The organism is Variovorax sp. KBS0712 (assembly GCF_006323185.2).
Lineage (GTDB): Bacteria > Pseudomonadota > Gammaproteobacteria > Burkholderiales > Burkholderiaceae_C > Variovorax > Variovorax boronicumulans.
This window is the reverse complement of record NZ_VCCD02000001.1, coordinates 1948467-1971560: the sequence shown is the minus strand read 5'-3', so window position 1 is coordinate 1971560 and position 23094 is coordinate 1948467. Positions and strand designations below refer to the sequence as shown.

Sequence of the window (23094 nt, the reverse complement as noted above, 5' to 3'; positions counted from 1 at the left end):
CCTTCCCGCTCACTTCCCACACAGCACTTCATGTCCGACGCGATCCCCGGTGAAGTGCTCGTGATGGGGGCGGGCACCATCGGCTGTTTCATCGGCGGCAGCCTGGCGGCGGCGGGCGTGCCCGTCACCTTCGTCGGCCGTCCGCGCGTGCTCGACAAGCTCGCGCGCCACGGCCTCACGCTCACCGACCTCGACGGCGCCCGGCACAAGCTGGCGGCGCCCACGCTGCGCCTCTGCGAGCAGATCCCGGTGGGCGCGCGGCCCGCGCTGGTGCTGCTGTGCGTGAAGAGCGGCGCCACGGCCGAGGCGGCGCGCGAACTGGCCTTTGCCTTGCCGGCCGGCACCACGGTGGTGTCGCTGCAGAACGGCATCTCGAACTGCGCCGCCGCGGGGCAGGCCGGCCCGTCGCTGAACATCCGCGCCGGCATGGTGCCGTACAACGTGGCGGAGATCGACGACGGCGCCTTCCATCGCGGCACCCCCGGTCGGCTGGCCGCGGAAGACGACCCCGCGCTGCGCGACTGGCTGCCCATGTTCGAGCGCGCCGGCGTGCCGCTCGACCTGCATGCCGACCTGCTGCCGGTGCAGTGGGGCAAGCTGCTGCTCAACCTCAACAACCCGGTCAATGCGCTGTCGGGCCTGCCGCTGCGCGACGAGCTCATGCAGCGGGGCTACCGCCGCTGCTTCGCGGCGCTCATCGATGAAACGCTGGGCGTGCTGCGCACGGGCGGCATCGTGCCCGCGCAGGTGGCGGCCGTGCCGGCGCGGCGCTTGCCGGGCCTGCTGCGGTTGCCCGACTGGCTGTTTCGCATCGTCGCGGCGCGCATGCTGCGCATCGACGCCAAGGCGCGCTCCAGCATGGCCGACGACCTCGCGTTGGGCCGTCGCACCGAGATCGACGCACTGAGTGGCGAGGTGGTGCGGCTCGCGCAGGAGCACGGCCTGAGCGCGCCGCGCAACGCGCGCATGGTCGCGCTGCTCGAGGCCTGGCCGCAAAACCAGAAGCGCTGGACGGCACGCCAATTGCAGGACGCACTGGGCCTCTAGTCGCCGACCCTGTACCCTCGGCCCATGGCGGCTTTCAAGAGGGAGGGGTTGTCATGCAGGTCCTGATTCTCGGCAGCGGTGTCATCGGCACCTCGGTGGCGTACTACCTGGCGCGCGCCGGGCATGCGGTGACGGTGCTGGAGCGCCAGCCGGCGCCCGCGCTCGAAACCAGCTTCGGCAATGCGGGCGAAGTGTCGCCCGGCTACTCGGCGCCCTGGGCCGGGCCCGGCGTGCCGGTCAAGGCGATCAAGTGGATGCTCATGCAGCACAGCCCGCTGGTCATCAAGCCGATGCTCGATCCGGCGATGTGGCGCTGGGGTCTGTCGATGTTGCGCAACTGCACGCAGGCGCGCTACGAACTCAACAAGGGCCGCATGGTGCGGCTGGCCGAATACAGCCGCGACTGCCTGAAGGCGCTGCGCGCCGACACCGGCATCCGCTACGACGAGCGCATGCAGGGCACGCTGCAGCTCTTTCGCACGCAGGCACAACTCGACGGCACCGCGAAGGACGTCGAGGTGCTGAAGGCGTCGGGCGTGCCCTACCAGGTGCTCGACCGCGACGGCTGCGTGCTGCATGAGCCCGCACTCGGCGCCGTGAAGGACAAGTTCGTCGGCGGCCTGCGCCTGCCGGGCGACGAGACCGGCGACTGCTTCAAGTTCACGCAGGCGCTGGCCAAGCTGGCTGAGGCCGAGGGCGTGCAGTTCAGATTCGGGGTGAACATCCAGGCCCTCGAACACGAAGCGGGGAAGGGCGTGACCGGCGTGCGCACCGACCAGGGCCATTTCACCGCCGACCGCTACGTGGTCGCGCTCGGCAGCTACTCGCCCGCGCTGGTGCGCCCGCTCGGCATCGACCTGCCGGTGTACCCGGTCAAGGGCTTCTCGATCACGGTGCCCATCACCGACGCGCGCGGCGCGCCCGAATCCACCGTGATGGACGAGACCTTCAAGGTCGCCGTCACGCGCCTGGGCGATCGCATCCGCGTGGGCGGCACGGCGCAGCTCTCGGGCTTCGACCTGGCGCTCGATGCGCGACGGCGAGACACGCTTGAGCACGTCGTGACCGACCTGTTCCCGCGCGGCGGCCCGGTGCGCGACGCGTCCTTCTGGACCGGCCTGCGCCCCATGACGCCCGACGGCACGCCGGTGATCGGTGCCACCCGCGTGCCCAACCTGCTGCTGAGCACCGGCCACGGCACGCTCGGCTGGACCATGGCGGCCGGCACCGGCCGCGTGATGGCCGACCTGGTCGCGGGCAGGGCGCCCGAGATCGACATGGAAGGCCTGACCGTCGCGCGCTACGGCGGGTAGCCCAACCCCGCTCCCACCCTCGAAGGGCGGCCCGAAACGGCCGCCCTTTTTCGTGGGCCGCGCAGCCTGGCTTCACCTCAACTAGGGTTTTTACCTAGTCATGAAGTTGTCTTCGTCGGTATTCTTGCGGTGTTCCATTAATAAATCGTTGTTTCTCTAATGAAACAAACCACCGATTCCACGGACCCCCGATGACACACACTCGCCGCCTCGCCATCGCCGCTGCCGTCTCCCTGGCCGCCGCTTGCGCTTCCGGATTCGCCTGGGCAGACACCTACCCCAGCAAGCCGATCACGCTGGTCGTTGCCTATCCGGCGGGTGGCGACACCGACGCCCTGGCGCGCCTGTACGCCGAAAAGCTCTCGGCCCGCGTCGGCCAGCCCGTGGTGGTCGACAACCGGCCCGGTGCCAGCGGCATCATCGGCAGCGCCTTCGTGTCGAAGGCCGCGCCCGACGGCTACACGCTGCTGCTTGCGCCCAGCACCTTCTCGATCGCGCAGCTGGTGCTCAAGACCGGCAGCACCTCGGGCTACGACGTGCTCAACGGCTTCACGCCGATCGTGCAGACCGGCAACCTGCCGCTCTTCCTCGTGGCCAGCGGCGCCAAGGGCTACACCGGCCTGAAGGACGCGGTGGCCGCGGCCAAGGGCGGCAAGTCGTTGAGCTACGCCAGCCCGGGCAGCGGCTCGCCGATGCACATCCTGGGCGAGATGTTCGCCCGCGCCTCGGGCACCAGCCTGGCGCACGTGCCCTACAAGGGCGTGGCGCCCGCCGTCAACGACGTGCTCGGCGGCCACGTGCCGGTGACCTTCATCACGCTGGGCCCGGTGGCGCCCTACATGCCCAACGGCAAGATGGTCCCGCTGGCCGTGGCCTCGCGCGAGCGCTCGCCGCTTGCGCCCAAGGTGCCGACCTTCGCCGAGCTGGGCTACAAGGACGTCGAGCTCACCGCCTGGAACGGCCTGTGGGGCCCGCGCAACCTGCCGCCCGAAATCGTGAAGACGCTCAACGGCCACTTCAACGAGATCCTGAAGATGCCCGAGATCGTCGCGCGCATGGCCGTGCTGGGCACCACGCCCGTGGGCGGCGACGCCGACGTGCTGGCCAAGACCAACGCCGCCGACTTCGCGCGCTTCGGCAAGGTCATCAAGGAACTCGGCATCCAGGCCGACTGAACCTCACGGAGACGCCCGCCATGACCGACCTCAAAGCCATCGCCGATCCCTCCAGCCTGCAGGCCCTGCTGGCCGAGATGCCCGCCAACCTGCTGGCCGGCCGCCGCGTGCTCGTGACCGGCGGTGCGCGCGGCCTGGGCCTGGCGTTCGCGCAGTGCGTGGCCGCGGCGGGCGCGAGCGTGGTGCTGGCCGACATCCTCGGCGAGCTGGCCGAGACCGAAGCCAAGGCACTGCGCGAGGCCGGCCGCACGGCGCACGCGCTGGCGATCGACCTGTCGGACCCGGCCTCCATCGAGGCGGGCGCCGCCGAGGCGGTGCGCCTGCTCGGCGGGCTCGACGGCCTCGTCAACAACGCCGCCATCACCAACTCGGGCGGGCGCGATGCGCACCAGCTCGAGATCGACATGTGGGACCGCGTGATGAACGTCAACGTGCGCGGCAGCTGGCTCATGGGCCGCGCCTGCCGCCCTGCGCTGGCGGCCAGCGGCCGTGGCGCCATCGTCAACCTCGCGTCGGACACGGCGCTGTGGGGCGCGCCCAACCTGCTGGCCTATGCCTCGAGCAAGGGCGCCGTCATTTCCATGACGCGCTCGCTGGCGCGCGAATGGGGCGGCGACAACATCACGGTGAACGCCGTGGCGCCCGGCCTCACGCTGGTCGAGGCCACCGAGTACGTGCCGATGGCGCGCCACCAGAAGTACCTCGAAGGCCGTGCCATCCCGCGCGAGCAGCAGGCGGCCGACGTCTGCGGCGCGACCGTGTTCCTGCTGTCCGGCCTGGCGCGCTTCGTCACCGGCCAGCTGCTCGCCGTCAACGGCGGCTTCGCGATGCACTGAACCCGTCACCACCGACCGAATTTCCCGACCAAGGAGTACACCCATGAGCGATTTGTCCGAACAGCAGAAGATCAACAACACCCTGGCGCAGCCCGAGGGCAGCAGCCTGGCCGAGTGGATGAACACCCGCATCGCCCGCTACGAAACCCGCAAGTACGACTGGGACGCGCTGAAGTTCCAGGCCGACTTCGACCCCAAGTTCCGCCGCGCGCAGATGCGCTACGTGGGCACCGGCGGCACCGGTGTCGCGGCCGACACCAACACCGTGCCCTCGGAGCACTTCACCTTCTCGACCATGGTGATCCCGGCCGGCCACGAAGGCCCGCCGCACATCCACACCGACGTGGAAGAGGTGTTCTTCCTGATCCGCGGCAAGCTCAAGGTCGTCATCGAGAAGGACGGCGAGCGCTTCGAAACCATCATGACCGACCGCGACCTGATCTCGGTGCCGCCCGGCGTGTACCGCGAAGAGATCAACATCGGCGACGAAGACGCGCTGATGTGCGTGATGCTCGGCGCCAAGAAGCCGGTCACGCCCACGTACCCCGCCGACCACCCGCTGGCCAAGATCAAGCGCTGAGCGAGCGAGCAAGCAAGCGAGCGAACAGGCCATGAGCACCGTCGACATCTCCGCGCATACCCTGCCGGCTTCCGAGCTGGCGCGGCTCGACGCGCGCTTTCCGGCCCGCGACGTCGCGGTGGGCGGCGGCGCGGTGGTGTCGGTGCGCGAATGCGGGCAGGGCCCCGTGATCGTGTGCCTGCACGGCATCGGCTCGGGCGCGGCCTCGTGGCTCGACACCGCGGCGCTGCTGGCGCCGCAGGCCTGCCTCATCGCCTGGGATGCACCGGGCTACGGCCGCTCGACGCCGCTGGCCTCGGCCGCGCCGACCGCCGCCGACTACGCCGCACGCCTTGAAGAAATGCTCGACGCGCTGTCGATCCGCTCCTGCGTGCTCGTCGGCCATTCGCTGGGCGCCATCGTCGCCGCGTCAGCTGCGCGCAGCGGTTCGAGCGCCAGTGCCCGCGTCCGCCGCCTCGTGCTCGTGAGCCCTGCCATCGGCTACGGCGCTGCCGCGCGCATCGACGCCCGCGCCAAGGTGCGCGCCGAACGCCTGGCCACGCTCGACGACCTCGGCATTGCCGGCATGGCCGCCAAGCGTGCGGGCCGGCTCGTGTCCGACGGCGCCAGCGAACACGCCCGCCAGTGGGTGCGCTGGAACATGGCGCGGCTGAACGACCACGGCTACCGCCAGGCCGTCGAGCTGCTGTGTAACGCCGACCTGCTGGCCGACCTGCCGCCGCCGATGCCCGTGCGCGTGGCCTGCGGCGCGCTCGACGTCGTCACGCCGCCCACCGCCTGCGAAGAAGTCGCGCGCCGCTGCGGCGTGCCCCTCGAATTGGTGGACGATGCGGGTCACGCCGGCTATGTGGAACAACCGCAGGCCGTCGCCGCCTTGCTGCGCGAATCGCTCGCCGGCTGACCCGACACGAACAAGACAACCGAGAGGAATTCCAAGATGGCCACCGACAACGAAGTGATGGAAGAGGGCGCGGACCGCTACAACGTGCCCGCGCTGGAGCGCGGCCTGCGCGTGCTGTGCGAGTTCAGCCGCGAGAGCCGCACGCTGTCCGCGCCCGAGCTGGCGCGCCGCTTCGACCTGCCGCGCTCGACCGTCTTCCGCCTGCTCACCACGCTGGAGAACATGGGTTTTCTCGAGCGCGCCGAGGGCGGACGCGACTACCGCCTGGGCCTGGCCGTGCTGCGCCTGGGCTTCGAATACCTGGCCTCGCTGGAACTCACGCAGCTGGGCACGCCGCTGCTCAACCGCCTGTGCGACGAGTTGCGCACGCCCTGCAACCTGGTGGTGCGCGACGGCCGTTCGATCGTCTACGTCGCCAAGGTGGCACCGGCCACGCCGTTCGCCAGCTCGGTCACGGTGGGCACGCGCCTGCCGGCCCACGCCACGGTGCTGGGCCGCATCCTGCTCGAAGACCTCACGCTGCCGCAGCTGCGCGCGCTGTACCCCGAAGACAAGCTCGAGACCTTCTCGCCGAGCACGCCCAAGACCGTGAACGAACTCTTCGACATGGTGCAGGCCGACCGCCAGCGCGGCTACGTGCTGGGCGAGGGCTTCTTCGAATCGAACATCTCGACCATCGCCGCGCCGGTGCGCGACCACAGCGGCCACATCGTGGCGGCGCTGGGCGCCACCATCACCTCGGGCCACATCGACGAGAACCGCATGGACGAGATGGTGCAGCGCGTGCGCGGCACCGCCGACGAGATCTCGGGCCTGCTCAATTACTCGCCCGCGCGCACCAGCAAGGTGGTGCCGCTGCGCAGCGCCTGACGACTGATTTCCGTTTGACCATGACGACCTCCGCCCCTTCCTCCTTCTTCGCCGCCGACGCACTGGCCGGCCGCGTGGCCGTGGTCACGGGCGGGTCGTCGGGCATCGGCCTGGCCACCGTCGAGCTGCTGCTCGGCTGCGGCGCCGCCGTGGCGCTGTGCGGGCGCAACGCCGAACGGCTCGATGCCGCCGTGGCCGGCCTGCGCGCGCAGTACCCCGACGCCAAGCTGTTCGCGCAGACCTGCGACGTGCTCGACGCCGCCTCGGTGCGCGCCTTCGCCGCCGCCAGCGAGGCCGCGCTCGGCCCGGCCTCGATGCTGGTCAACAACGCAGGGCAGGGGCGTGTCTCCACCTTCGCCGACACCGACGACGCGGCCTGGATGCAAGAGCTTCACCTGAAGTTCTTCTCGGTCATCCACCCGACGCGCGCCTTCCTGCCGCAGCTCACGGCGCAGCGCGCGGTGCTCGGCGATGCCGCCATCGTCTGCGCCAACTCGCTGCTGGCCCGCCAGCCCGAGCCGCACATGGTCGCCACCTCGGCCGCGCGCGCGGGCCTGTTGAACCTCGTGCGCTCCATGGCCACCGAGTTCGCGCCGCAGGGCGTGCGCGTCAACGGCATCCTGATCGGCCTGGTCGAGTCGGGCCAGTGGCGCCGCCGCTTCGAGGCGCGCGAAGACAAGTCGCAGGACTGGGCCGCCTGGAGCCGCCAGCTCGCCACCACCAAACACATCCCGCTGGGTCGCCTGGGGCTTCCGACCGAAGCCGCGCGCGCGATCCTTTTCCTTGCTTCACCGCTCGCGTCGTACACGACCGGCAGCCACATCGACATCTCCGGAGGCCATTCCCGCCATGCATAACCCCAACAACACCGTCACGGTCGGCGCCGTCGTCGCCGCGTTCCTCGAGCAGTGCGGCGTCAAGGCAGCCTTCGGCGTGATCTCGATCCACAACATGCCGATCCTCGATGCCTTCGCGCAGCGCGGCACGGTGCGCTTCATCTCGGCGCGCGGCGAGGCCGGCGCGGGCAACATGGCCGACGCCTATGCGCGCTCCACCGCCAGCCTGGGCGTGTGCATCACCAGCACCGGCCCGGCCGCGGGCAACATCGCCGGCAGCATGGTCGAGGCACTGACGGCCGGCGCGCCGCTCTTGCACATCACGGGCCAGATCGAGACGCCGTACCTGGACAAGGGCATGTCGTACATCCACGAAGCGCCCGACCAGCTCACCATGCTCAAGGCCGTGTCGAAGGCCGCGCTGCGTGTGCGCAGCGTCGAGACGGTGCTGGGCACGCTCAAGCGCGCGGTGCAGCTCGCCATGACGGCGCCGACCGGCCCGGTGAGCGTGGAGATTCCGATCGACATCCAGTCGGCGCTCACGACCATGCCGGCCGACCTGTCGCCGCTGCCCATCGAGCGCCCCGTGCCTTCGGCCGCCGGCCTCGATGCATTGGCCGCGCGCCTGGTCGCCGCCAAGCGTCCGCTGCTGTGGGTCGGTGGCGGTGCCCGCCATGCGCGCAGTGCGATCCAGCGTCTGCAGAAGCTGGGCTTCGGCGTGGTCACGACCACGCAGGGCCGCGGCACGGTGCCCGAGGACGACGCCGGCTCGCTCGGCGCCTACAACATCCAGAAGCCGGTCGAGGCCTTCTACCAGACCTGCGACGCGATGCTCGTGGTCGGTTCGCGCCTGCGCGGCAACGAGACGCTCAAGTACGAACTGAAGCTGCCGCGCCCGCTGTACCGCATCGACGCCGATGCCGCCGCCGAAGGCCGCTGCTACGCATCCGAAGCCTTTGTCTGCGGTGATTCCTCGCTGGCCCTCGACGGCCTGGCCGACCGCCTCGAAGCCGCGAAGTACCAGGCCGACCCGCAGCTGCTGGTCGACCTGCGCGCCGCGCACGACCAGGCCGTGGCCACGCTGCGCGACGGCCTCGGCCCGTACGCCGAGCTCGTGCGCCAGCTGCAGTCGGTGGCCGGCCGCAAGTTCAACTGGGTGCGCGACGTCACGGTGTCCAACAGCACCTGGGGCAACCGCGAGCTGCGCGTGTTCGAACCCAGCGCCGGCGTGCACGCCACGGGCGGCGGCATCGGCCAGGGCATGCCCATGGCCATCGGCGCGGCCATCGGCGCGGCGGTGACGGGCTCGGGCCGCAAGACCTTCTGCCTGGCCGGCGACGGCGGCTTCATCCTGAACCTGGGCGAGCTGGCCTGCATGGTGCAGGAGAAGGCGCCCATGGTCATCGTGCTCATGAACGACAAGAGCTACGGCGTGATCAAGAACATCCAGGACGCGCAGTACGGCGGCCGCCAGTGCTACGCCGAGCTGCACACGCCCGACTACGACCTGCTGTGCAAGTCGATCGCGCTGCCGCACGCCCGCGTGAAAGACCTGGCCGACCTGCCGGCGCAGCTCGACCAGGCGCTCGCCGCCAACGGCCCGTTCCTGCTGGAGATCGACATGCTGTCGATCGGCGGTTTCAAGACCAGCTTCGCCGGCCCGCCGACCAACACGGTCACGCAGATTCCCGCGCTCGGCGCGGCCAAGTGAGCGAACGCGGAGTCCCACGCATGACCACTGCCATCACGCGCATCGCCCTCGTCGGCTGCGGAGCCATCGGCACCTCGGTGCTCGAACTGCTGCGCGGCGATCCCGCCCTGAAGGTGGTGGCCATCGTCGTGCCGGCCGAAGGCATTGCCGCCGCGCAGAAGGTCGCCCCCGACGCGCAGGTGGGCAGCGCCGTGCCCGCCGACGGCATCGACCTCGTGGTCGAGACCGCCGGCCATGCCGCCATCGAGGAGCACGTGCTGCCCGCGCTGGCACGCGGCACGCCTTGCGTGGTGGCGTCGGTGGGCGCGCTGTCGGCCACGGGCTTCGCCGAGAAGCTCGAAGCCGCCGCCGTTGCCGGCCGCACGCAGGTGCAGCTGATTCCCGGCGCCATCGGCGGCATCGACGCGCTGGCCGCGGCCCGCATCGGCGGCCTGGACAGCGTGCGCTACACCGGCCGCAAGCCGCCGCAGGCCTGGAAGGGCACGCCGGCCGAGCAGGGCCGCAACCTGGACACGCTGGCCCACGAAACCGTGATCTTCGAAGGCAGCGCGCGCGAAGCGGCCTTGCTCTATCCGAAGAACGCCAACGTGGCGGCCACCGTCTCGCTCGCGGGCCTGGGCCTGGACCAGACGCTGGTGCGCCTCATTGCCGACCCGGCCACCACCGAGAACGTGCACACCGTCGAAGCCGAAGGCGCCTTCGGCAGCTTCGCGCTGACCATGCGCAACAAGCCGCTCGCGGCCAACCCCAAGACCTCGGCCCTGACCGTGTACAGCGCCGTGCGCGCGCTGCGCAACCGCGTCGCGCCTCTTGCCATCTGAGCCACCCCATGATCTCCACCGAACTCCTTCCGATCTGCATCGCCGGCGAATGGCGCCTGGGCGGCGGCGACGTCTACGAAAGCCTGTACCCGGCCACCGGCGAGCCCATCGCGCGCCTGAAGGCCGCGAGCCTGGCCGACGTCGAAGAAGCCATCACGCGCGCCGACCACGCCTTTCGCACCAGCGGCTGGGCCCAGCGCCTGCCGCACGAGCGCGCCGCCGTGTTGCACCGCGTGGCGCAGCTGATCCGCGAAGAGGGCGAGTCGCTGGCGCAGAAGCAGCGCCTGGACAACGGCAAGCCGATCAGCGAAACGCGCAACCTCGTGGCCAGCGCCGCGGGCACCTTCCAGTTCTTCGCCGCCGCGCTCGAGACGCTCGAAGAAACCATCACCCCCTCGCGCGGCGCCTTCGTCACGATGAGCGTGCACGAGCCCATGGGCGTGGTCGCGGCCATCACGCCGTGGAACTCGCCCATCGCGAGCGAAGCCCAGAAGCTGGCGCCCGCGCTGGCGGCCGGCAACGCGGTGGTCGTGAAGCCCGCGGAAGTCACGCCGCTCATGGCGCTGGAACTGGCGCGCATCTGCGAGCTGGCCGGCGTGCCCAAGGGCATCGTGAGCGTGCTGCCGGGCAAGGGCTCGGTGATTGGTGACGCCATCACCAAGCATCCGCTGGTCAAGCGCGTGTCGTTCACCGGCGGCACCACCACCGGCAAGCACATCGCCCACATTGCGGCCGACAAGATGATGCCGGTGTCGCTCGAACTCGGCGGCAAGTCGCCCACCATGGTGCTCGACGACGCCGACCTCGACCATGCGGTGAACGGCGTGCTGTACGGCATCTTCAGTTCGTCGGGCGAGTCGTGCATCGCGGGCTCGCGCCTGTTCGTGGCGCGCGGCATCTACGACGAGTTCCTGACGCGGCTGGCCGAAGGCGCCAATGCGCTGCGCGTGGGCGACCCGGCCTCGGAGCGCACGCAGATGGGGCCGCTCATCACGGCCAAGCACCGCGAGGGCATCGAGCGCTACGTGGACCTGGGCGTGTCCGAGGGCGGGCGCATCCGCACGGGCGGCGTGCGTCCGCACGGCGCCGACTACGACAAGGGCTACTTCTACCAGCCGACGATCCTCGAAGGCCTGACCAACAACGCCCGCATCAGCCAGGAAGAAATCTTCGGCCCGGTGCTGGTCGCGATGCCTTTCGACAACGAGGAAGAACTGATCGCGCAGGCCAACGACAGCGTCTACGCATTGGCCGCGGGCGTGTGGAGCCGCGACTTCAAGCGCGCCTGGAAGCTGGGCCGCGCGGTGCAGGCCGGCACGGTCTGGGTCAACACCTACAAGCAGTTCTCGGTCTCGACGCCGTTCGGCGGCTGGCGCGACAGCGGCCTGGGCCGCGAGAAGGGCCGCGAAGGCATCTTCCAGTACATGGAACAGAAGAGCATGTACTGGGGCACCAACGAACAACCGCTCCCGTGGGCGAACTGAACAGGAGCACACGATGAGCGTACTTGGCATCGACCAGATCACCTACGGCGCGGACGACCTGCCCGCCTGCCGCCAGTTCTTCCAGGACTGGGGCCTCGCACTCACATCCGAAGCCGCCGACGAACTCGTCTTCGAGTGCCTCAACGGCTGCAAGGTGGTCGTTGCGGCGTGGGACAAGCCCGGCCTGCCGCCCGCAATGGAAGAGGGCCCGACGCTGCGCGAAGTGGTGTGGGGCGTGGAAAGCGAAGCCGACCTGGACCGCTACGCCGCCGCCATCGCGCAAGACCCGGCCTTCGTCGACACCACGGTCGACGGCGCGCGCCGCATCGGCTGCACCGACCCCAACGGCCTGGCGGTGCGCCTGCAGGTCAGCCGCAAGCGCGCGGTCGAGGTCGACTGCGGCGCCATGAACACCTGGAACGCCAAGCCGCGCGTGAACCAGCCCGCACCGATCTACGAACGCGCCACGCCGATCGAGGTGGGCCACGTCGTGTTCTTCGTGAGCGACGTGAAGGGCACGAGCGCGTTCTATGCGCAGCGCTTTGGCTTCGTGTCGTCCGACGGCTATCCGAACCGCGGCGCCTTCATGCGCTGCGCGCCCGAGGGCGGCCACCACGACCTGTTCCTGCTGCAGATCCCGTCGGGCAAGCGCGGGCTCAACCACGTGGCCTTCACCGTGCGCGACATCCACGAGGTGTTCGGCGGCGGCCTGCATTTCTCGCGCTGCGGCTGGGACACCCAGTTGGGCCCGGGCCGCCACCCGGTGTCGTCGGCGTACTTCTGGTACTTCAAGAACCCGGCCGGCGGCCTCATCGAGTACTACGCCGACGAAGACCAGCTCACCGCCGACTGGCAGCCGCGCGAATTCGAACCCGGCCCGACCGTGTTCGCCGAATGGGCGGTCGATGGCGGCCTCGATGGCCACACCCGTCGACAGAAGAACGCTGAAGGCCCGAAAGGTGCTTTCCTGACCGAGAAGAAATGAATCCGGTGACCCTCATGCAACGACGTTTTTCTTTCTCCCTGCTGGCCGCCGCGGCGCTGGCCATCGCCTTGCCCGCGCACGCGCAGAGCGACGCGCACAAGCAGCTGTCGAGCGACCGCTTCACCATCGTCTCGCCGTTCCCGCCCGGCGGCCCGGTCGACACGCTGGCCCGCATCCTGTCCGACGGCCTGGCCAAGCGCTACGGCCAGGCGGCCGTGGTCGAGAACATGGTGGGCGCGGCGGGCAACATCGGCATCGACAAGGTCAAGCGCGCCAAGGGCGATGGCCACACGCTGCTCGTGGTGCCGGCCGGCAACCTCACGATCAACCCGACGCTGATGCCGAACTTTCCGTTCAACATCGAGAAGGACTTCGTGCCCGTCACCATGCTCGCCAAGGCGCCCAACGTGCTGGTGGCGTCGCCGGCCTCGGGCATCAAGAGCGCGAAGGAACTGGTGGCGATGGCCAAGGCCAAGCCCAACACGCTGTCGTATGCCTCGCCCGGCGTGGGCAGCGGCCTGCACCTGGCGGGCGAGCTGTTCAAGCAGCAGGCCGGCATCGACCTGCTGCACGTGCCCTACAAGGGCACGGCGCCCGCGCTCAACGACGTGCTCGGCGGCTCGGTGCCGCTGATGTTCAGCAACCTGCCCGCGACCATGCCCTTCATCAAGAACGGCAAGCTCATTGCGCTGGGCGTGACCGAAGCCAAGCGCAGCGCCGCCGCACCCGACATCCCCACGCTGGCGGAGCAGGGCATCCAGGGCGTGGCCGTGACCTCGTGGTACGGCCTCTTGGCCCCCAAGGGCACGCCGCCCGCCGTGGTCGAGCAGCTGGCGAAAGACGCGGCCGAGATGCTGGCCCAGCCCGACGTGCGCGAACGCCTGAAGGCACAAGGCATGACCGACGCGGCCATGAAGCCCGCCGAGTTTGCTGCCCACATCCGCGATGAGACGGCCGTCTGGGCCCGGATCATCAAGGCCCGCAACATCGTGGCCGAGTGAGCCACCCCCAAGAACAAAGAGAGACAGAGACCATGCAGACAAGCGAATCCACCATCGGCATCGTCGGTGCCGGCATCGGCGGCCTGGTCGCGGCCATCGCACTGCGCCGCGCGGGGCACGACGTGGTCGTGTTCGAGCAGGCGAAACAGTTCGCCCGCGTCGGCGCCGACATCAACCTCACGCCGAACGCCGTGCGCGCACTCGACGGCCTGGGCGTGGGCGACGCCGCCCGCGTGACGGCGGCACGCCCGTCGCACCGCATCAGCCGCACCTACGACAGCGGCGAAGAAACCTCGCGCCTCGAAATGGCGGACTCGGCCGAACAGCGCTACGGCGCGCCGCAGCTCACCATCCACCGCGCCGACCTGCTGGCCGCGCTGGCCGACATGTTCCCCGCCGAGCGCGTGGCGCTGGGCAAGCGCGCCGAGACCATCGCGGCCGACGAGAAGGGCGTGACCCTGTCGTTCAGCGACGGCACCAGCGCCCGCGTGGGCGTGCTGATCGGTGCCGACGGCATCCACTCGGGCGTGCGCACCGCGATGTTCGGCGCCGAGAGCCCGCGTTTCACGGGCATCGTCGCCTACCGCGCCGTGGTGCCCGCCGAGCGCGTGGCCGGCGTGCCCAACCTGGGCGCCTTCACCAAGTGGTGGGGCCCGAACCCGCAGAGCCAGATCGTCACCTTCCCGCTGAACCGCGGCAAGGACATCTTCATCTTCGCCACCACGCCGCAGGACACCTGGCACCTCGAGTCGTGGACCGCGCCGGGCAGCGTCGACGAGCTGCGCGAGCAGTACGTGGCCTACCACCCCGAGGCGCGCGCGTTGCTCGACGCCTGCGACACGGTGCTGAAGACCGCGCTGTACGAGCGCGACCCCATGCCCGCCTGGGCGCAGGGCCGCATGGCGCTGCTGGGCGATGCCGCGCACCCGATGCTGCCCTTCATGGCGCAGGGCGCCGGCATGGCGATCGAAGACGCCGTGGTGCTGTCGCGCCACCTCGACGGCGTGGCCATGGCCGGTATTCCCGCCGCGCTGCAGGCCTACCAGACGGCACGGATCGAACGCGCCAGCCAGGTGCAGCTCGGCTCGCGCGGCAACAACTGGCTGCGCGAAGGCGGCAACGCCGACTGGGTGTACGCCTACGACGCCTGGGCCGTGCCGCTGGGCGTGCCGGCGCAAGGCGCTGCTGCCGCTGCCGTCTGAAATTTTTCCCCTCGCTTACGGAGGCTCACGATGCAACAAGACCGCTTTCTCCAACCGCACCAGGCGCGCCAGCGCCCCGCGACCACCTACGAAGACCTGCTGGGCGACGTGATCGAACGCGCCTATGCCGACGGCATCCACGACCTGCCGGGCCTGGTGCAACGCCTGAACGACAGCGGCCTGGCCACGCCGGGCGGCCTCGCATGGACCGAGGCGCTGTACCGCAAGGAAATGGCCACGCTGGCCGCCTGAGGAGAACCACCATGACCATCGCCATCCATCCCGTTCCCGCCGATCCGGTCGACCACCTGCTCGAGATCGGCCTGAAGGACCTCTGGTACCCGATCTGCCCCTCGCACTTCATCAAGGAGAACCCGATCTCCCTGCGCCGCCTCGGCCGCAAGATTGCGCTGTGGCGCGACGGCGAAGGCGTGCTGCACGCGCTGGAAGACCGCTGCCCGCATCGCGGCGCACCGCTGTCGCAGGGCGTGGTGCTGGGCGACCGGCTCTCGTGCCCGTACCACGGCGTCGAAGTGCGCCATGACGGCGTGGTCACGCGCGTGCCCGGCAGCCCCGGCTGCAAGCTCGAAGGCTCGCGCGCCACGCGCCACTTCCACGTGCAGGAGCGCGCGGGCGCCGTGTTTCTCTACAACTCGAAGGAGCCGGTCGACGTGCCGCCGCCGCTGGTGCTGCCCGAGCAGCTGACCGACGAAGCCGAGTACTCGAACTTCCTGTGCTACACGGAGTGGAAGGGCGACTACCGCTACGTGCTGGACAACGTGATGGACCCGATGCACGGCACGTACCTGCACAAGCAGTCGCACTCGATGGCCGAGGGCGATTCGAGCGCCAAGTTCGGCGTGCGCCCGACCGACATCGGTTTCGTGTTCGAGAAGGAAGGCCAGCGCAACGTCAACTTCGACTGGACCGAGTGGGCCGACACCGGCATCCACTGGATGCGCCTGGAGATTCCGTACCCGAAGACCGGCGGCCCCGGCGGCAACTTCATCATCATCGGTGCCTTCTCGCCGATGGCCAACGGCATGACCGCCACCTTCTTCTGGCGCGCGCGCAAGCTGGCGCCGGGCTGGGAGCGCGACACCTGGCGCTTCCTCTACAAGAACCGCCTCGAGGCGCGCCACTGGCACGTGCTGGAACAGGACCGCGTGATGCTCGAAGAGATGGAAGCCGACGCCAACCAGCACGAGAACCTGTACCAGCACGACCTGGGCATCGTCCGCCTGCGTCGCCACATGCGCAACCTCGCGCAGGCGCAGCTGGCGCAAGCCGAGGCCGCCACGGCCTGAACTGCAAGCAAGCGAGCATCGCCATGTCTTCTCCCACGCTGAACGCCCTCGTGCACACCATGCGCTACGAGGCCGACGGCATCGTCAGCGTCGAGTTCCGGCCGGCCACGCCGGCGGTGGACTTTCCCGCCTTCGAGGCCGGCTCCCACATCGACCTGCACCTGCCCAACGGGCTGGTGCGCAGCTACTCGCTGTGCAACCCCTCGAGCGACCGCCAGCGCTACGTGGTGGGCGTGCTCAACGACCGCAAGAGCCGCGGCGGCTCGCGCTACGTGCACCAGCAGTTGCGCGTGGGCATGACGCTGCCCATCTCGGCGCCGCGTAACAACTTCAAGCTGGAAGAGGGCGCCGAGCGCTCGGTGCTCGTGGCCGGCGGCATCGGCGTGACGCCCATCTGGTGCATGCTGCAGCGGCTCATCGCCATCGGCAAGCCGGTCGAAATCGTCTACTGCGCGCGCACCCGCAAGGAAGCCGCCTTCTGCGACGCCATCGAAGCGCTGGCCACCGAGAAGTCGGTGCAGCTCACCTGGCACTTCGACGACGAGAAGGGCGCACCGCCCGACCTCGCATCGATGCTGGCCGGCAAGGGCGCCACCAGCCACTACTACTGCTGCGGCCCCACGCCGATGCTCGACGCCTTCGAAAAGAGCTGCGAGCAACTGGGTTATGCCAACGCCCACATCGAACGCTTCGCCGCCGTGCATGTGGAGGCGCCCAGCGCCACGCAGACCTGCGTGGTGCAGTGCGCAAAGAGCGGCAAGAGTGTCGAAGTGCCTCCGGGCAAGTCGATTCTCGACAGCCTGATCGACGCTGGCCTCAACCCCGACCACAGCTGCAAGGAAGGCGTCTGCGGCGCCTGCGAAACGGCGGTGCTCGAGGGCGAAGTCGATCACCACGACGGCATCCTCACCAAGATCGAACGTGCGTCCAACAAGACCATGATGATCTGCGTCTCTCGCTGCAAGGGCGAGCGGCTGGTGCTGGATATCTGAGCAACAAGGCCACAACCTAAAAGACGGCCGAGAGAAGAAAACCAACCGAGACATTCAATGAAAAAGTACTTGATCGCGATGGCTGCGGCCACCGCGGCTGGCGGAGCGCTGGCCCAATCTTCCGTGACGCTGTTCGGTGTCGTCGACGCCTCCGTGGTCTACACGCGCGGCAGCGGCAACGGATCGGCCCACAAGACGCAGCTGGGCAACAGCGGCAACATGTTCAGCCGCCTCGGTTTTCGCGGCACGGAAGACCTCGGCGGCGGCTACTCGGCCAACTTCTGGCTCGAGATGGGCCTGCAGAACGACAGCGGCACGGGCTTTCCGTCGAACTCCAACAACCAGGCCAGCGGCAACGGCACGCCTGGCGTGCTGAGCTTCAACCGCCGTTCGACCGTGAGCCTGGCCGGCCCCTTCGGCGAAGTGCGCCTGGGCCGCGACTACGTGCCCGCCTTCTGGAACACCGCGATCTTCGACCCCTTCGGCACCGGCGGCGGCATCGGCGCCAACCAGATCTACTTCTCGGGCCTGGGCGGCCTGGTGGCACCCACCGGCACGCGCGCCTCGAACAGCATCGGCTACTTCCTGCCCGCCAACCTGGGCGGCTTCTACGGCCAGGTGATGTACGCGATGGGCGAGAACGACTCGAACTCGGTGCTGCCCGGCACCCAGGTGTCGAACAAGCGCGACGGCCAGCACACGGGCGCGCGCTTCGGCTACCAGAGCGGCGGTCTCAACGTGGCCATTGCCACCGGCCGCACGCGCTACGCCGCCGGCGACCTGCGCGTGACCAACCTGGGCGCGTCCTACACCTTCGATGCGGCGCTCATGAACCTCAAGCTCACGAGCGAGCTGTACAAGGAATCGAAGGGCAGCACCGATGCCAAGGGCGTGCTGGTCGGCTTCCAGCTGCCCATCGGGCCGGGCGAGATCAAGGCCTCGTACGCGCGCTACAGGCTGGAGCCCGCCAACGCGGTGCGCGAGCCCACGTCGTCGAAGCTGGCCATCGGCTACGTGCACAACCTGTCCAAGCGCACGGCGGTGTACGGCACCATCGCGCGCATCAGCAACAAGAACGGTGCGACGCAGGCCCTGGCCGGCGCCATCACCATGCCCAACCGCGCCTCCAGCGGCGTCGAGTTCGGCATGCGGCACATGTTCTAGGCGCGGCAAGACAGCGCGCACCATCCACGCAAGAGAGAGCCCCGGTCATGCAGAGCAAGAACTTCCGTTGGTACGGCGTGATCACGCTGTTCGTGATCGTGGCGATCTCTTATGTGGACCGCATCAACATCGCGGTGCTGATCACCGATGCGGCCTTCCTGAAGCATGTGGGCATTGACGCCTCCGACCGCGTGAGCCAGGGCCTGCTGGCCACGGCCTTCATGCTGGGCTACGGCATTTCTGCCTTCGTGCTCACGCCGTTCTGCTCGGCGCTCTTCGGCGTGCGGCGCAGCCTGATCTACGGCCTCATCCTGTGGGGCGTGGTGACCTGGGCCTCGCCCATGTTCAACAGCTACGGCTTGCTGCTGGCCTCGCGCGTGCTGCTGGGCGTGTCGGAGGGGCCGCTGTTCTCGCTGGCTTCGTCGTACATCAAGGCGCACTTCCAGAGCCACGAGAACGGCAAGCCCAATGCGCTGGTGAACATGGGCACGGGCCTGGGCCTGGCGGTGGGCTACCCGCTGGTGGGCTACCTGCTCACGCAGTTCGAGTGGGACAGCTCGTTCCACGTGCTGGGCGTGCTCAACATCGTGCTGGGCATTCCGCTGGTGCTGGCCTTCGTGCGCATGCCCGCGGGGCACGGCGACGGCATCAAGCCTTCGTCGCTGGGCGATGCGATGTCGCGCGTGGCGGGCATCGTGAAAGGCGCGCTGCACACGCGGCACCTGTTCCTCATCACGCTGCTGACCTCGGCGGCGCTGGCCTATCTCTGGGGCAGCAGCAACTGGCTGCCGACCTACCTGCGCGAGGCGCGCGGCTTCTCGCTGCGCGAGATGGGCTGGATCGCGTCGCTGCCGCAGTACGCGACGGTGCTCGCGGTGTTCACGGGCGGCGTGCTCATCGACAAGCTCGGGCGCGACCGCGTGCCCTTCATCTTCATGGGCGCGAGCGCGGGCGTGGCACTGTCGGTGCTGCTGGCCATCAATGCGCGCGACCCGTACATGGCCGCGACCTGCCTCGTGGCGGCCAACTTCTTCTGGGGCCTGCAGAGCCCCGCCATTCCGAGCACCGTGCAGCACTGCTCGCGGCCCGAGCACACGGCCAGCGCCTTCGGCGTGACCAACGGCGTGGGCAGCCTCGTGGCGGGCTTCATGCCGGCGCTGATGGGCGGCGTGATCACCGCGGTGTCGCATGGCTCGGGCACAGCGAACACGGCGGTGACCGCGGCCTCGTCGGCGGCGGGTTTCTTCGCGGGCTTTGCACTGCTCATCGGCACGCAGGTCGTCGTGTTCGCATGCGGCTTTCTGCTGTGGTGGCGCGAGCGCGCGCAACGCACTGCTGCAGTCTCTGGTTCACAGCTTTCGTAGCCTTCGCCGTGGCTTGAACCTTCGTACTGTGGCCGCTTCGTCACAGTGAAGGCCCCGTGTTTTTGTCATCTGCGTGAGCAGGTGTTTCGGTCGCAGAACCATCTTCGTAGTGCATGGCATGCGTTGCATGTCATGACGCCATTCGGCCTATCGCGCGCGAACAATTGGAGAGAGAAAAGTTCCGCGGATCGTTGAGCTCATTGCATCGATCAGCTACAACTGCGTGCACTTCAACGGACGAGGGAATGCGCGTGAAATCAACCACAAGAGCCGCAGCCAGTCTTGCCGTCGCCATCGCTTTCGCCATGGCCTCGGCCGTTCACCTGACGGGTGAACGCATCGCGTCGATGCACGGGCACTGAGCCCGGCCCGCGACACCCCACCGCGTTCACACGCTCCCCCCAACACCCCGCGTCTTGACGGGAATGGCGCCGCTCGCCCCGCGCATTCTGGGACCACCGCAGCACATGCGGTGCGGTCCGGCCTGAGCCTGCGTTCCTGACGAACGGTTTGTTCGCCGGGAGGGCGCTGTGCTGCCCGCATTTCCTGTCGATCTGTCGTTCCACTCATCCCGCGCGCGTCACGCGCATCACCGGCTATCCGCCGGTGCCTGCGGTGCGGCGCATGTTCCTTACCAAGAGTACCCAGAGGCGATCATGAAATCACTGAATACACCTGTCGTTCATTGCCTGGCCCTCACGGCCGTGACCCTTGCCGCGCTGACGGCCTGCGGCGGCGGCGGAGACAGCGGCGGTGGCGCATCGTTCGGCGGCTCCGGCCTGAACGCGCCGTCGCTGGCCAACGCGCCCGTGGCCGACAGCGGCGACACCACCAAGAAGACCCCCGACGACGGCGTGCCCGCCGCACCCGAATCGGCGGTGGCCGCGGTCGATCGTTCGGCCCGGCCGATGGAACTGCCCGACACGGTCTGGCCCGTGAACTACAAGCTGTGGTTCCGCCCCGATGCGGCGCTCAAGACTTTCGTGGGCCGCGCCGACGTGGAGATCGACGTGCTCAAGCCGGTCGACGCCATCGTCGTCGCCGCGCACGACCTCAACTTTGCGCGCGGGCGCACGACGCTGCGCAAGGTGTCCAAGCCGGGCGAGGCGATCCCGCTGATTCCCACGCCGCAGACGCGCGGCGACTTCGTGCAGCTGCGCCTGAACGACGGCCAGATCGCCAAGGGCAAGTACCTGCTGCACATGGAGTGGGACGGCAAGATCCAGTTCTCCGACGCCGAGTACTGCACGCCGGAAGTGATGGCGAAGAACCCGCTGTGCTCGGCCGCGTCGGGCATCTTCAAGGTGGGCCTTTCCACGCCCGAGGGCGTGAGCAGCGACGCCATCGTGACGCAGGGCGAAACCAACTTCGCGCGCCAGTGGTTCCCGGGCTGGGACGAGCCGGCCTTCCGCCACACCTTCGAGATCTCGGCCGAGGTGCCGGGCGACTGGAAGACCGTGTCCAACGGCGCGCAGACCGAGGCCGTGAAACTGCCCGACGGTTACCAGCGCGTGGCCTTCGAGAAGACGCCTTCGATGCCGATGTACCTGGCCTTCTTCGGCGGCGGCAAGTTCGACATCCTGGCCGACACCTTCAAGAACCCGCTCGATGGCAGCGACATGGCGCTGCGCTGGTTCACGCCGCCGGGCCGCTCCGACTGGGCCAAGTTCGCGATGGAGTGGACCAAGGTGTCGATGGACTACTACTACAAGTACACCGGCATCTCGTTGCCCTTCAAGAAGTTCGACACCGTGGCCGCCAACGACAGCTACGACAACAAGCCCAACACCGGCTTCGGCGGCATGGAGAACTGGGGTGCGATCTTCGAGTTTGCCGATGCGGTGCTCACCAAGCCCGGCGACAAGCCCACGCTGTACTCGGTGACCGTGGTCACGCACGAGGTGGCCCACCAGTGGTTCGGCGACCTCGTCACGCTCGACTGGTGGGACAACGTGTGGCTCAACGAATCGTTCGCGCGCTGGTTCGAACGGCGCACCACGATCAAGTTCCACCCGGAGTACTACAGCTTCTCCGACTACGTGCTGGATAAGCACAACGTGATCGTGGCCGACCTGAAGCCCTCGGCCGTGCCGGTGCAGCGCAACCTGAACGACGCGGGCTCCTTCGGCTTCATCAGCCCGGCGATCTTTGTCTACAACAAGGGCAGCCACGTGCTGGAGATGGTGCAGAACTACATCGGCGAAGAGGCGATGCAGAAGGGCCTGCAGATCTACCTGAAGGACTACGCGTTCGGCAACGTCACGCCCACGCGGCTCTGGACCTCGCTGGAGAAGGCCGCCGGCGGCAAGAAGGTGAGCGAGATCGGCGACAGCTTCATCCGCCAGACCGGCATTCCGCTGCTCACGGTCGATGCGCAGTGCGCCGGCGACCGCACCTACGTCAACATCACGCAGGAGTCGTTCCCCAACCAGAACCAGTTCCCGGCCTCGACGTGGACCATTCCCGTCACGTTGGCGTACGGCGACGCGATGGAAAAGCGCGAGACCTTCGTGATGTCGAACAACGCCACGCAGGTCGAGCTGCCGGGCTGCACCGCGGTGCTCGCCGGGCCGACGGGGCAGGACTACTACGTGAGCAACTACAGCGCGCAGTCCTGGAGCAACCTGCTGGCCAAGGTGCAGAACTTCGCGGGCAACAAGCCGCTGCTGCTGAACATCGAGCGCGATGCCTTCCGCCTGCTGGGCGTGGGGCGCATCACGCAGGCGCAGTACGACCAGATCAAGGGCGTGCTCAACCTGCCGGCGCCGCTGCTCGCCAAGACGCAGCTGAGCCAGCAGAAGATGGCGGCGGTGGACGCGGGCGGCAAGGAAGAGTACCCGCACGCGCTGCGCTTCCAGGGCAAGCTGCCGCTGCGCGAGAACCAGAAGCGTTGAGTCGGGCTGAGTTGACTCTTCTTTCGTGAACCCCGCATGTGCCGTCGGACGGCGCATGCGTCACTTCATTCGAATCCCATGAAAACTCTTCTGAATTCTTTGCTGGCAGTGGCCTGCGTGTCACTGCTCTCGGCCTGCGGCGCACGCGGCGGGCCCGAGACCGAGCTGGTCGGCGTCTACGCCGTCGAACGTAACGGCGTGCTCAAGGAGGTCGTCAAGATCGAGCGCGACGGCGACCGCTACATCATGCGCGACAAGGTGCGCACGCCCGAATGGAGCGAGCCCAAGATGCAGATGCAGCCGGTGACGCGCGAGCGCTGGAGCCGCATCACCACCGACACGGAGAACACGTCCTTCGTCGGCATCTCGAGCGACCAGCTCGGCATCTTCAAGGTGCCGCCCGGTTGGCAGAAGAACGGCTTCAAAACCCAGACGGGCTACTTCCTGTTCTATTCGCAGGGACCGGTGGAAGCGCACAAGCTTTGAGAGGCCGGCACCACGACAGCGCCCATCGTGCGCAGGACACTGGGTGCTTCCCGCAGCGAAATCAAGGAGGAGGCCGAAGGCCGGGGGACATTCGCGGAGGGAAGTACCCGGTGGCCTGTGCACGC

At 68.8% G+C, this 23094-nt stretch carries 21 protein-coding genes; all 21 read left to right on the top strand.

Going from position 1 to position 23094, the window contains the following annotated elements:
* Positions 1–30: 30 nt before the first annotated feature.
* Complete coding sequence (locus FFI97_RS09095; RefSeq protein ID WP_139701722.1) at positions 31–1047, top strand: 2-dehydropantoate 2-reductase; 1017 nt, start codon at positions 31–33, stop codon at positions 1045–1047.
* A gap of 53 nt (positions 1048–1100) precedes the next feature.
* A complete protein-coding gene (locus FFI97_RS09090; protein WP_139701721.1) occupies positions 1101–2360 on the top strand; it encodes a D-amino acid dehydrogenase in 1260 nt (419 codons plus the stop codon).
* A 191-nt stretch (positions 2361–2551) separates the two neighbouring features.
* Complete coding sequence (locus FFI97_RS09085; RefSeq protein WP_139701720.1) at positions 2552–3535, top strand: Bug family tripartite tricarboxylate transporter substrate binding protein; 984 nt, start codon at positions 2552–2554, stop codon at positions 3533–3535.
* A 20-nt stretch (positions 3536–3555) separates the two neighbouring features.
* Positions 3556–4371: an SDR family oxidoreductase gene (locus FFI97_RS09080; RefSeq protein WP_139701719.1), complete on the top strand. Its 816-nt coding sequence runs from the start codon at positions 3556–3558 to the stop codon at positions 4369–4371.
* A gap of 43 nt (positions 4372–4414) precedes the next feature.
* Positions 4415–4951: a cupin domain-containing protein gene (locus FFI97_RS09075; RefSeq protein ID WP_062474577.1), complete on the top strand. Its 537-nt coding sequence runs from the start codon at positions 4415–4417 to the stop codon at positions 4949–4951.
* Between the two features lie 31 nt (positions 4952–4982).
* Positions 4983–5852 (top strand): alpha/beta fold hydrolase, encoded by an 870-nt coding sequence (locus tag FFI97_RS09070; RefSeq protein WP_144004409.1) that lies wholly within the window; start codon positions 4983–4985, stop codon positions 5850–5852.
* Between the two features lie 36 nt (positions 5853–5888).
* Positions 5889–6722, top strand: coding sequence for an IclR family transcriptional regulator (locus tag FFI97_RS09065; RefSeq protein ID WP_070060330.1), 834 nt, complete (start codon positions 5889–5891; stop codon positions 6720–6722).
* Positions 6723–6742: 20 nt separating this feature from the next.
* Positions 6743–7579: an SDR family oxidoreductase gene (locus FFI97_RS09060; protein ID WP_139701718.1), complete on the top strand. Its 837-nt coding sequence runs from the start codon at positions 6743–6745 to the stop codon at positions 7577–7579.
* Entirely contained in the window at positions 7572–9269 is a 1698-nt protein-coding gene (locus tag FFI97_RS09055; protein ID WP_139701717.1) for a thiamine pyrophosphate-binding protein, read from the top strand. The genes FFI97_RS09060 and FFI97_RS09055 overlap by 8 nt, the downstream gene beginning before the upstream one ends.
* A gap of 20 nt (positions 9270–9289) precedes the next feature.
* Positions 9290–10090, top strand: a complete 801-nt coding sequence (locus FFI97_RS09050; protein ID WP_139701716.1) for an aspartate dehydrogenase — start codon at positions 9290–9292, stop codon at positions 10088–10090.
* An 8-nt stretch (positions 10091–10098) separates the two neighbouring features.
* Positions 10099–11574 carry an aldehyde dehydrogenase gene (locus FFI97_RS09045; protein ID WP_062474590.1) on the top strand — a complete coding sequence of 492 codons (1476 nt, stop codon included), beginning with the start codon at positions 10099–10101 and terminating at the stop codon, positions 11572–11574.
* A gap of 13 nt (positions 11575–11587) precedes the next feature.
* Complete coding sequence (locus tag FFI97_RS09040) at positions 11588–12559, top strand: VOC family protein (protein ID WP_139701715.1); 972 nt, start codon at positions 11588–11590, stop codon at positions 12557–12559.
* 14 nt (positions 12560–12573) lie between these two features.
* Positions 12574–13560, top strand: a complete 987-nt coding sequence (locus FFI97_RS09035) for a Bug family tripartite tricarboxylate transporter substrate binding protein (RefSeq protein ID WP_139701714.1) — start codon at positions 12574–12576, stop codon at positions 13558–13560.
* A 32-nt stretch (positions 13561–13592) separates the two neighbouring features.
* Positions 13593–14762, top strand: a complete 1170-nt coding sequence (locus FFI97_RS09030) for an FAD-dependent monooxygenase (protein ID WP_139701713.1) — start codon at positions 13593–13595, stop codon at positions 14760–14762.
* Between the two features lie 30 nt (positions 14763–14792).
* Positions 14793–15014, top strand: a complete 222-nt coding sequence (locus FFI97_RS09025; protein WP_062474598.1) for a recombinase-like helix-turn-helix domain-containing protein — start codon at positions 14793–14795, stop codon at positions 15012–15014.
* 11 nt (positions 15015–15025) lie between these two features.
* Complete coding sequence (locus FFI97_RS09020) at positions 15026–16069, top strand: aromatic ring-hydroxylating oxygenase subunit alpha (protein WP_139701712.1); 1044 nt, start codon at positions 15026–15028, stop codon at positions 16067–16069.
* 23 nt (positions 16070–16092) lie between these two features.
* The gene (locus FFI97_RS09015) at positions 16093–17061 is read left to right on the top strand and encodes a PDR/VanB family oxidoreductase (RefSeq protein WP_139701711.1); all 969 of its coding nucleotides are present in this window, start codon (positions 16093–16095) and stop codon (positions 17059–17061) included.
* A 57-nt stretch (positions 17062–17118) separates the two neighbouring features.
* A complete protein-coding gene (locus FFI97_RS09010) occupies positions 17119–18225 on the top strand; it encodes a porin (protein WP_139701710.1) in 1107 nt (368 codons plus the stop codon).
* Between the two features lie 47 nt (positions 18226–18272).
* The gene (locus FFI97_RS09005; protein ID WP_139701709.1) at positions 18273–19589 is read left to right on the top strand and encodes an MFS transporter; all 1317 of its coding nucleotides are present in this window, start codon (positions 18273–18275) and stop codon (positions 19587–19589) included.
* 656 nt (positions 19590–20245) lie between these two features.
* The gene (locus FFI97_RS09000) at positions 20246–22483 is read left to right on the top strand and encodes a M1 family metallopeptidase (protein WP_139701708.1); all 2238 of its coding nucleotides are present in this window, start codon (positions 20246–20248) and stop codon (positions 22481–22483) included.
* Between the two features lie 78 nt (positions 22484–22561).
* On the top strand, positions 22562–22969 hold the full coding sequence (locus tag FFI97_RS08995) for a hypothetical protein (protein ID WP_062474612.1): 408 nt from the start codon (positions 22562–22564) through the stop codon (positions 22967–22969).
* Positions 22970–23094 lie beyond the last annotated feature (125 nt).

What these genes read in the sequence shown, in the direction of transcription:
- FFI97_RS09070 (WP_144004409.1), top strand. Translation starts at nt 4,983, where the DNA reads ATGAGCACCGTCGACATCTCCGCGCATACCCTGCCGGCTTCCGAGCTG.
- FFI97_RS09025 (WP_062474598.1), top strand. Translation starts at nt 14,793, where the DNA reads ATGCAACAAGACCGCTTTCTCCAACCGCACCAGGCGCGCCAGCGCCCC.
- FFI97_RS09005 (WP_139701709.1), top strand. Translation starts at nt 18,273, where the DNA reads ATGCAGAGCAAGAACTTCCGTTGGTACGGCGTGATCACGCTGTTCGTG.
- FFI97_RS09095 (WP_139701722.1), top strand. Translation starts at nt 31, where the DNA reads ATGTCCGACGCGATCCCCGGTGAAGTGCTCGTGATGGGGGCGGGCACC.
- FFI97_RS09040 (WP_139701715.1), top strand. Translation starts at nt 11,588, where the DNA reads ATGAGCGTACTTGGCATCGACCAGATCACCTACGGCGCGGACGACCTG.
- FFI97_RS09015 (WP_139701711.1), top strand. Translation starts at nt 16,093, where the DNA reads ATGTCTTCTCCCACGCTGAACGCCCTCGTGCACACCATGCGCTACGAG.
- FFI97_RS09080 (WP_139701719.1), top strand. Translation starts at nt 3,556, where the DNA reads ATGACCGACCTCAAAGCCATCGCCGATCCCTCCAGCCTGCAGGCCCTG.
- FFI97_RS09030 (WP_139701713.1), top strand. Translation starts at nt 13,593, where the DNA reads ATGCAGACAAGCGAATCCACCATCGGCATCGTCGGTGCCGGCATCGGC.
- FFI97_RS09000 (WP_139701708.1), top strand. Translation starts at nt 20,246, where the DNA reads ATGAAATCACTGAATACACCTGTCGTTCATTGCCTGGCCCTCACGGCC.
- FFI97_RS09035 (WP_139701714.1), top strand. Translation starts at nt 12,574, where the DNA reads ATGCAACGACGTTTTTCTTTCTCCCTGCTGGCCGCCGCGGCGCTGGCC.
- FFI97_RS09045 (WP_062474590.1), top strand. Translation starts at nt 10,099, where the DNA reads ATGATCTCCACCGAACTCCTTCCGATCTGCATCGCCGGCGAATGGCGC.
- FFI97_RS09010 (WP_139701710.1), top strand. Translation starts at nt 17,119, where the DNA reads ATGAAAAAGTACTTGATCGCGATGGCTGCGGCCACCGCGGCTGGCGGA.
- FFI97_RS09085 (WP_139701720.1), top strand. Translation starts at nt 2,552, where the DNA reads ATGACACACACTCGCCGCCTCGCCATCGCCGCTGCCGTCTCCCTGGCC.
- FFI97_RS09060 (WP_139701718.1), top strand. Translation starts at nt 6,743, where the DNA reads ATGACGACCTCCGCCCCTTCCTCCTTCTTCGCCGCCGACGCACTGGCC.
- FFI97_RS09065 (WP_070060330.1), top strand. Translation starts at nt 5,889, where the DNA reads ATGGCCACCGACAACGAAGTGATGGAAGAGGGCGCGGACCGCTACAAC.
- FFI97_RS09050 (WP_139701716.1), top strand. Translation starts at nt 9,290, where the DNA reads ATGACCACTGCCATCACGCGCATCGCCCTCGTCGGCTGCGGAGCCATC.
- FFI97_RS09020 (WP_139701712.1), top strand. Translation starts at nt 15,026, where the DNA reads ATGACCATCGCCATCCATCCCGTTCCCGCCGATCCGGTCGACCACCTG.
- FFI97_RS09055 (WP_139701717.1), top strand. Translation starts at nt 7,572, where the DNA reads ATGCATAACCCCAACAACACCGTCACGGTCGGCGCCGTCGTCGCCGCG.
- FFI97_RS09075 (WP_062474577.1), top strand. Translation starts at nt 4,415, where the DNA reads ATGAGCGATTTGTCCGAACAGCAGAAGATCAACAACACCCTGGCGCAG.
- FFI97_RS08995 (WP_062474612.1), top strand. Translation starts at nt 22,562, where the DNA reads ATGAAAACTCTTCTGAATTCTTTGCTGGCAGTGGCCTGCGTGTCACTG.
- FFI97_RS09090 (WP_139701721.1), top strand. Translation starts at nt 1,101, where the DNA reads ATGCAGGTCCTGATTCTCGGCAGCGGTGTCATCGGCACCTCGGTGGCG.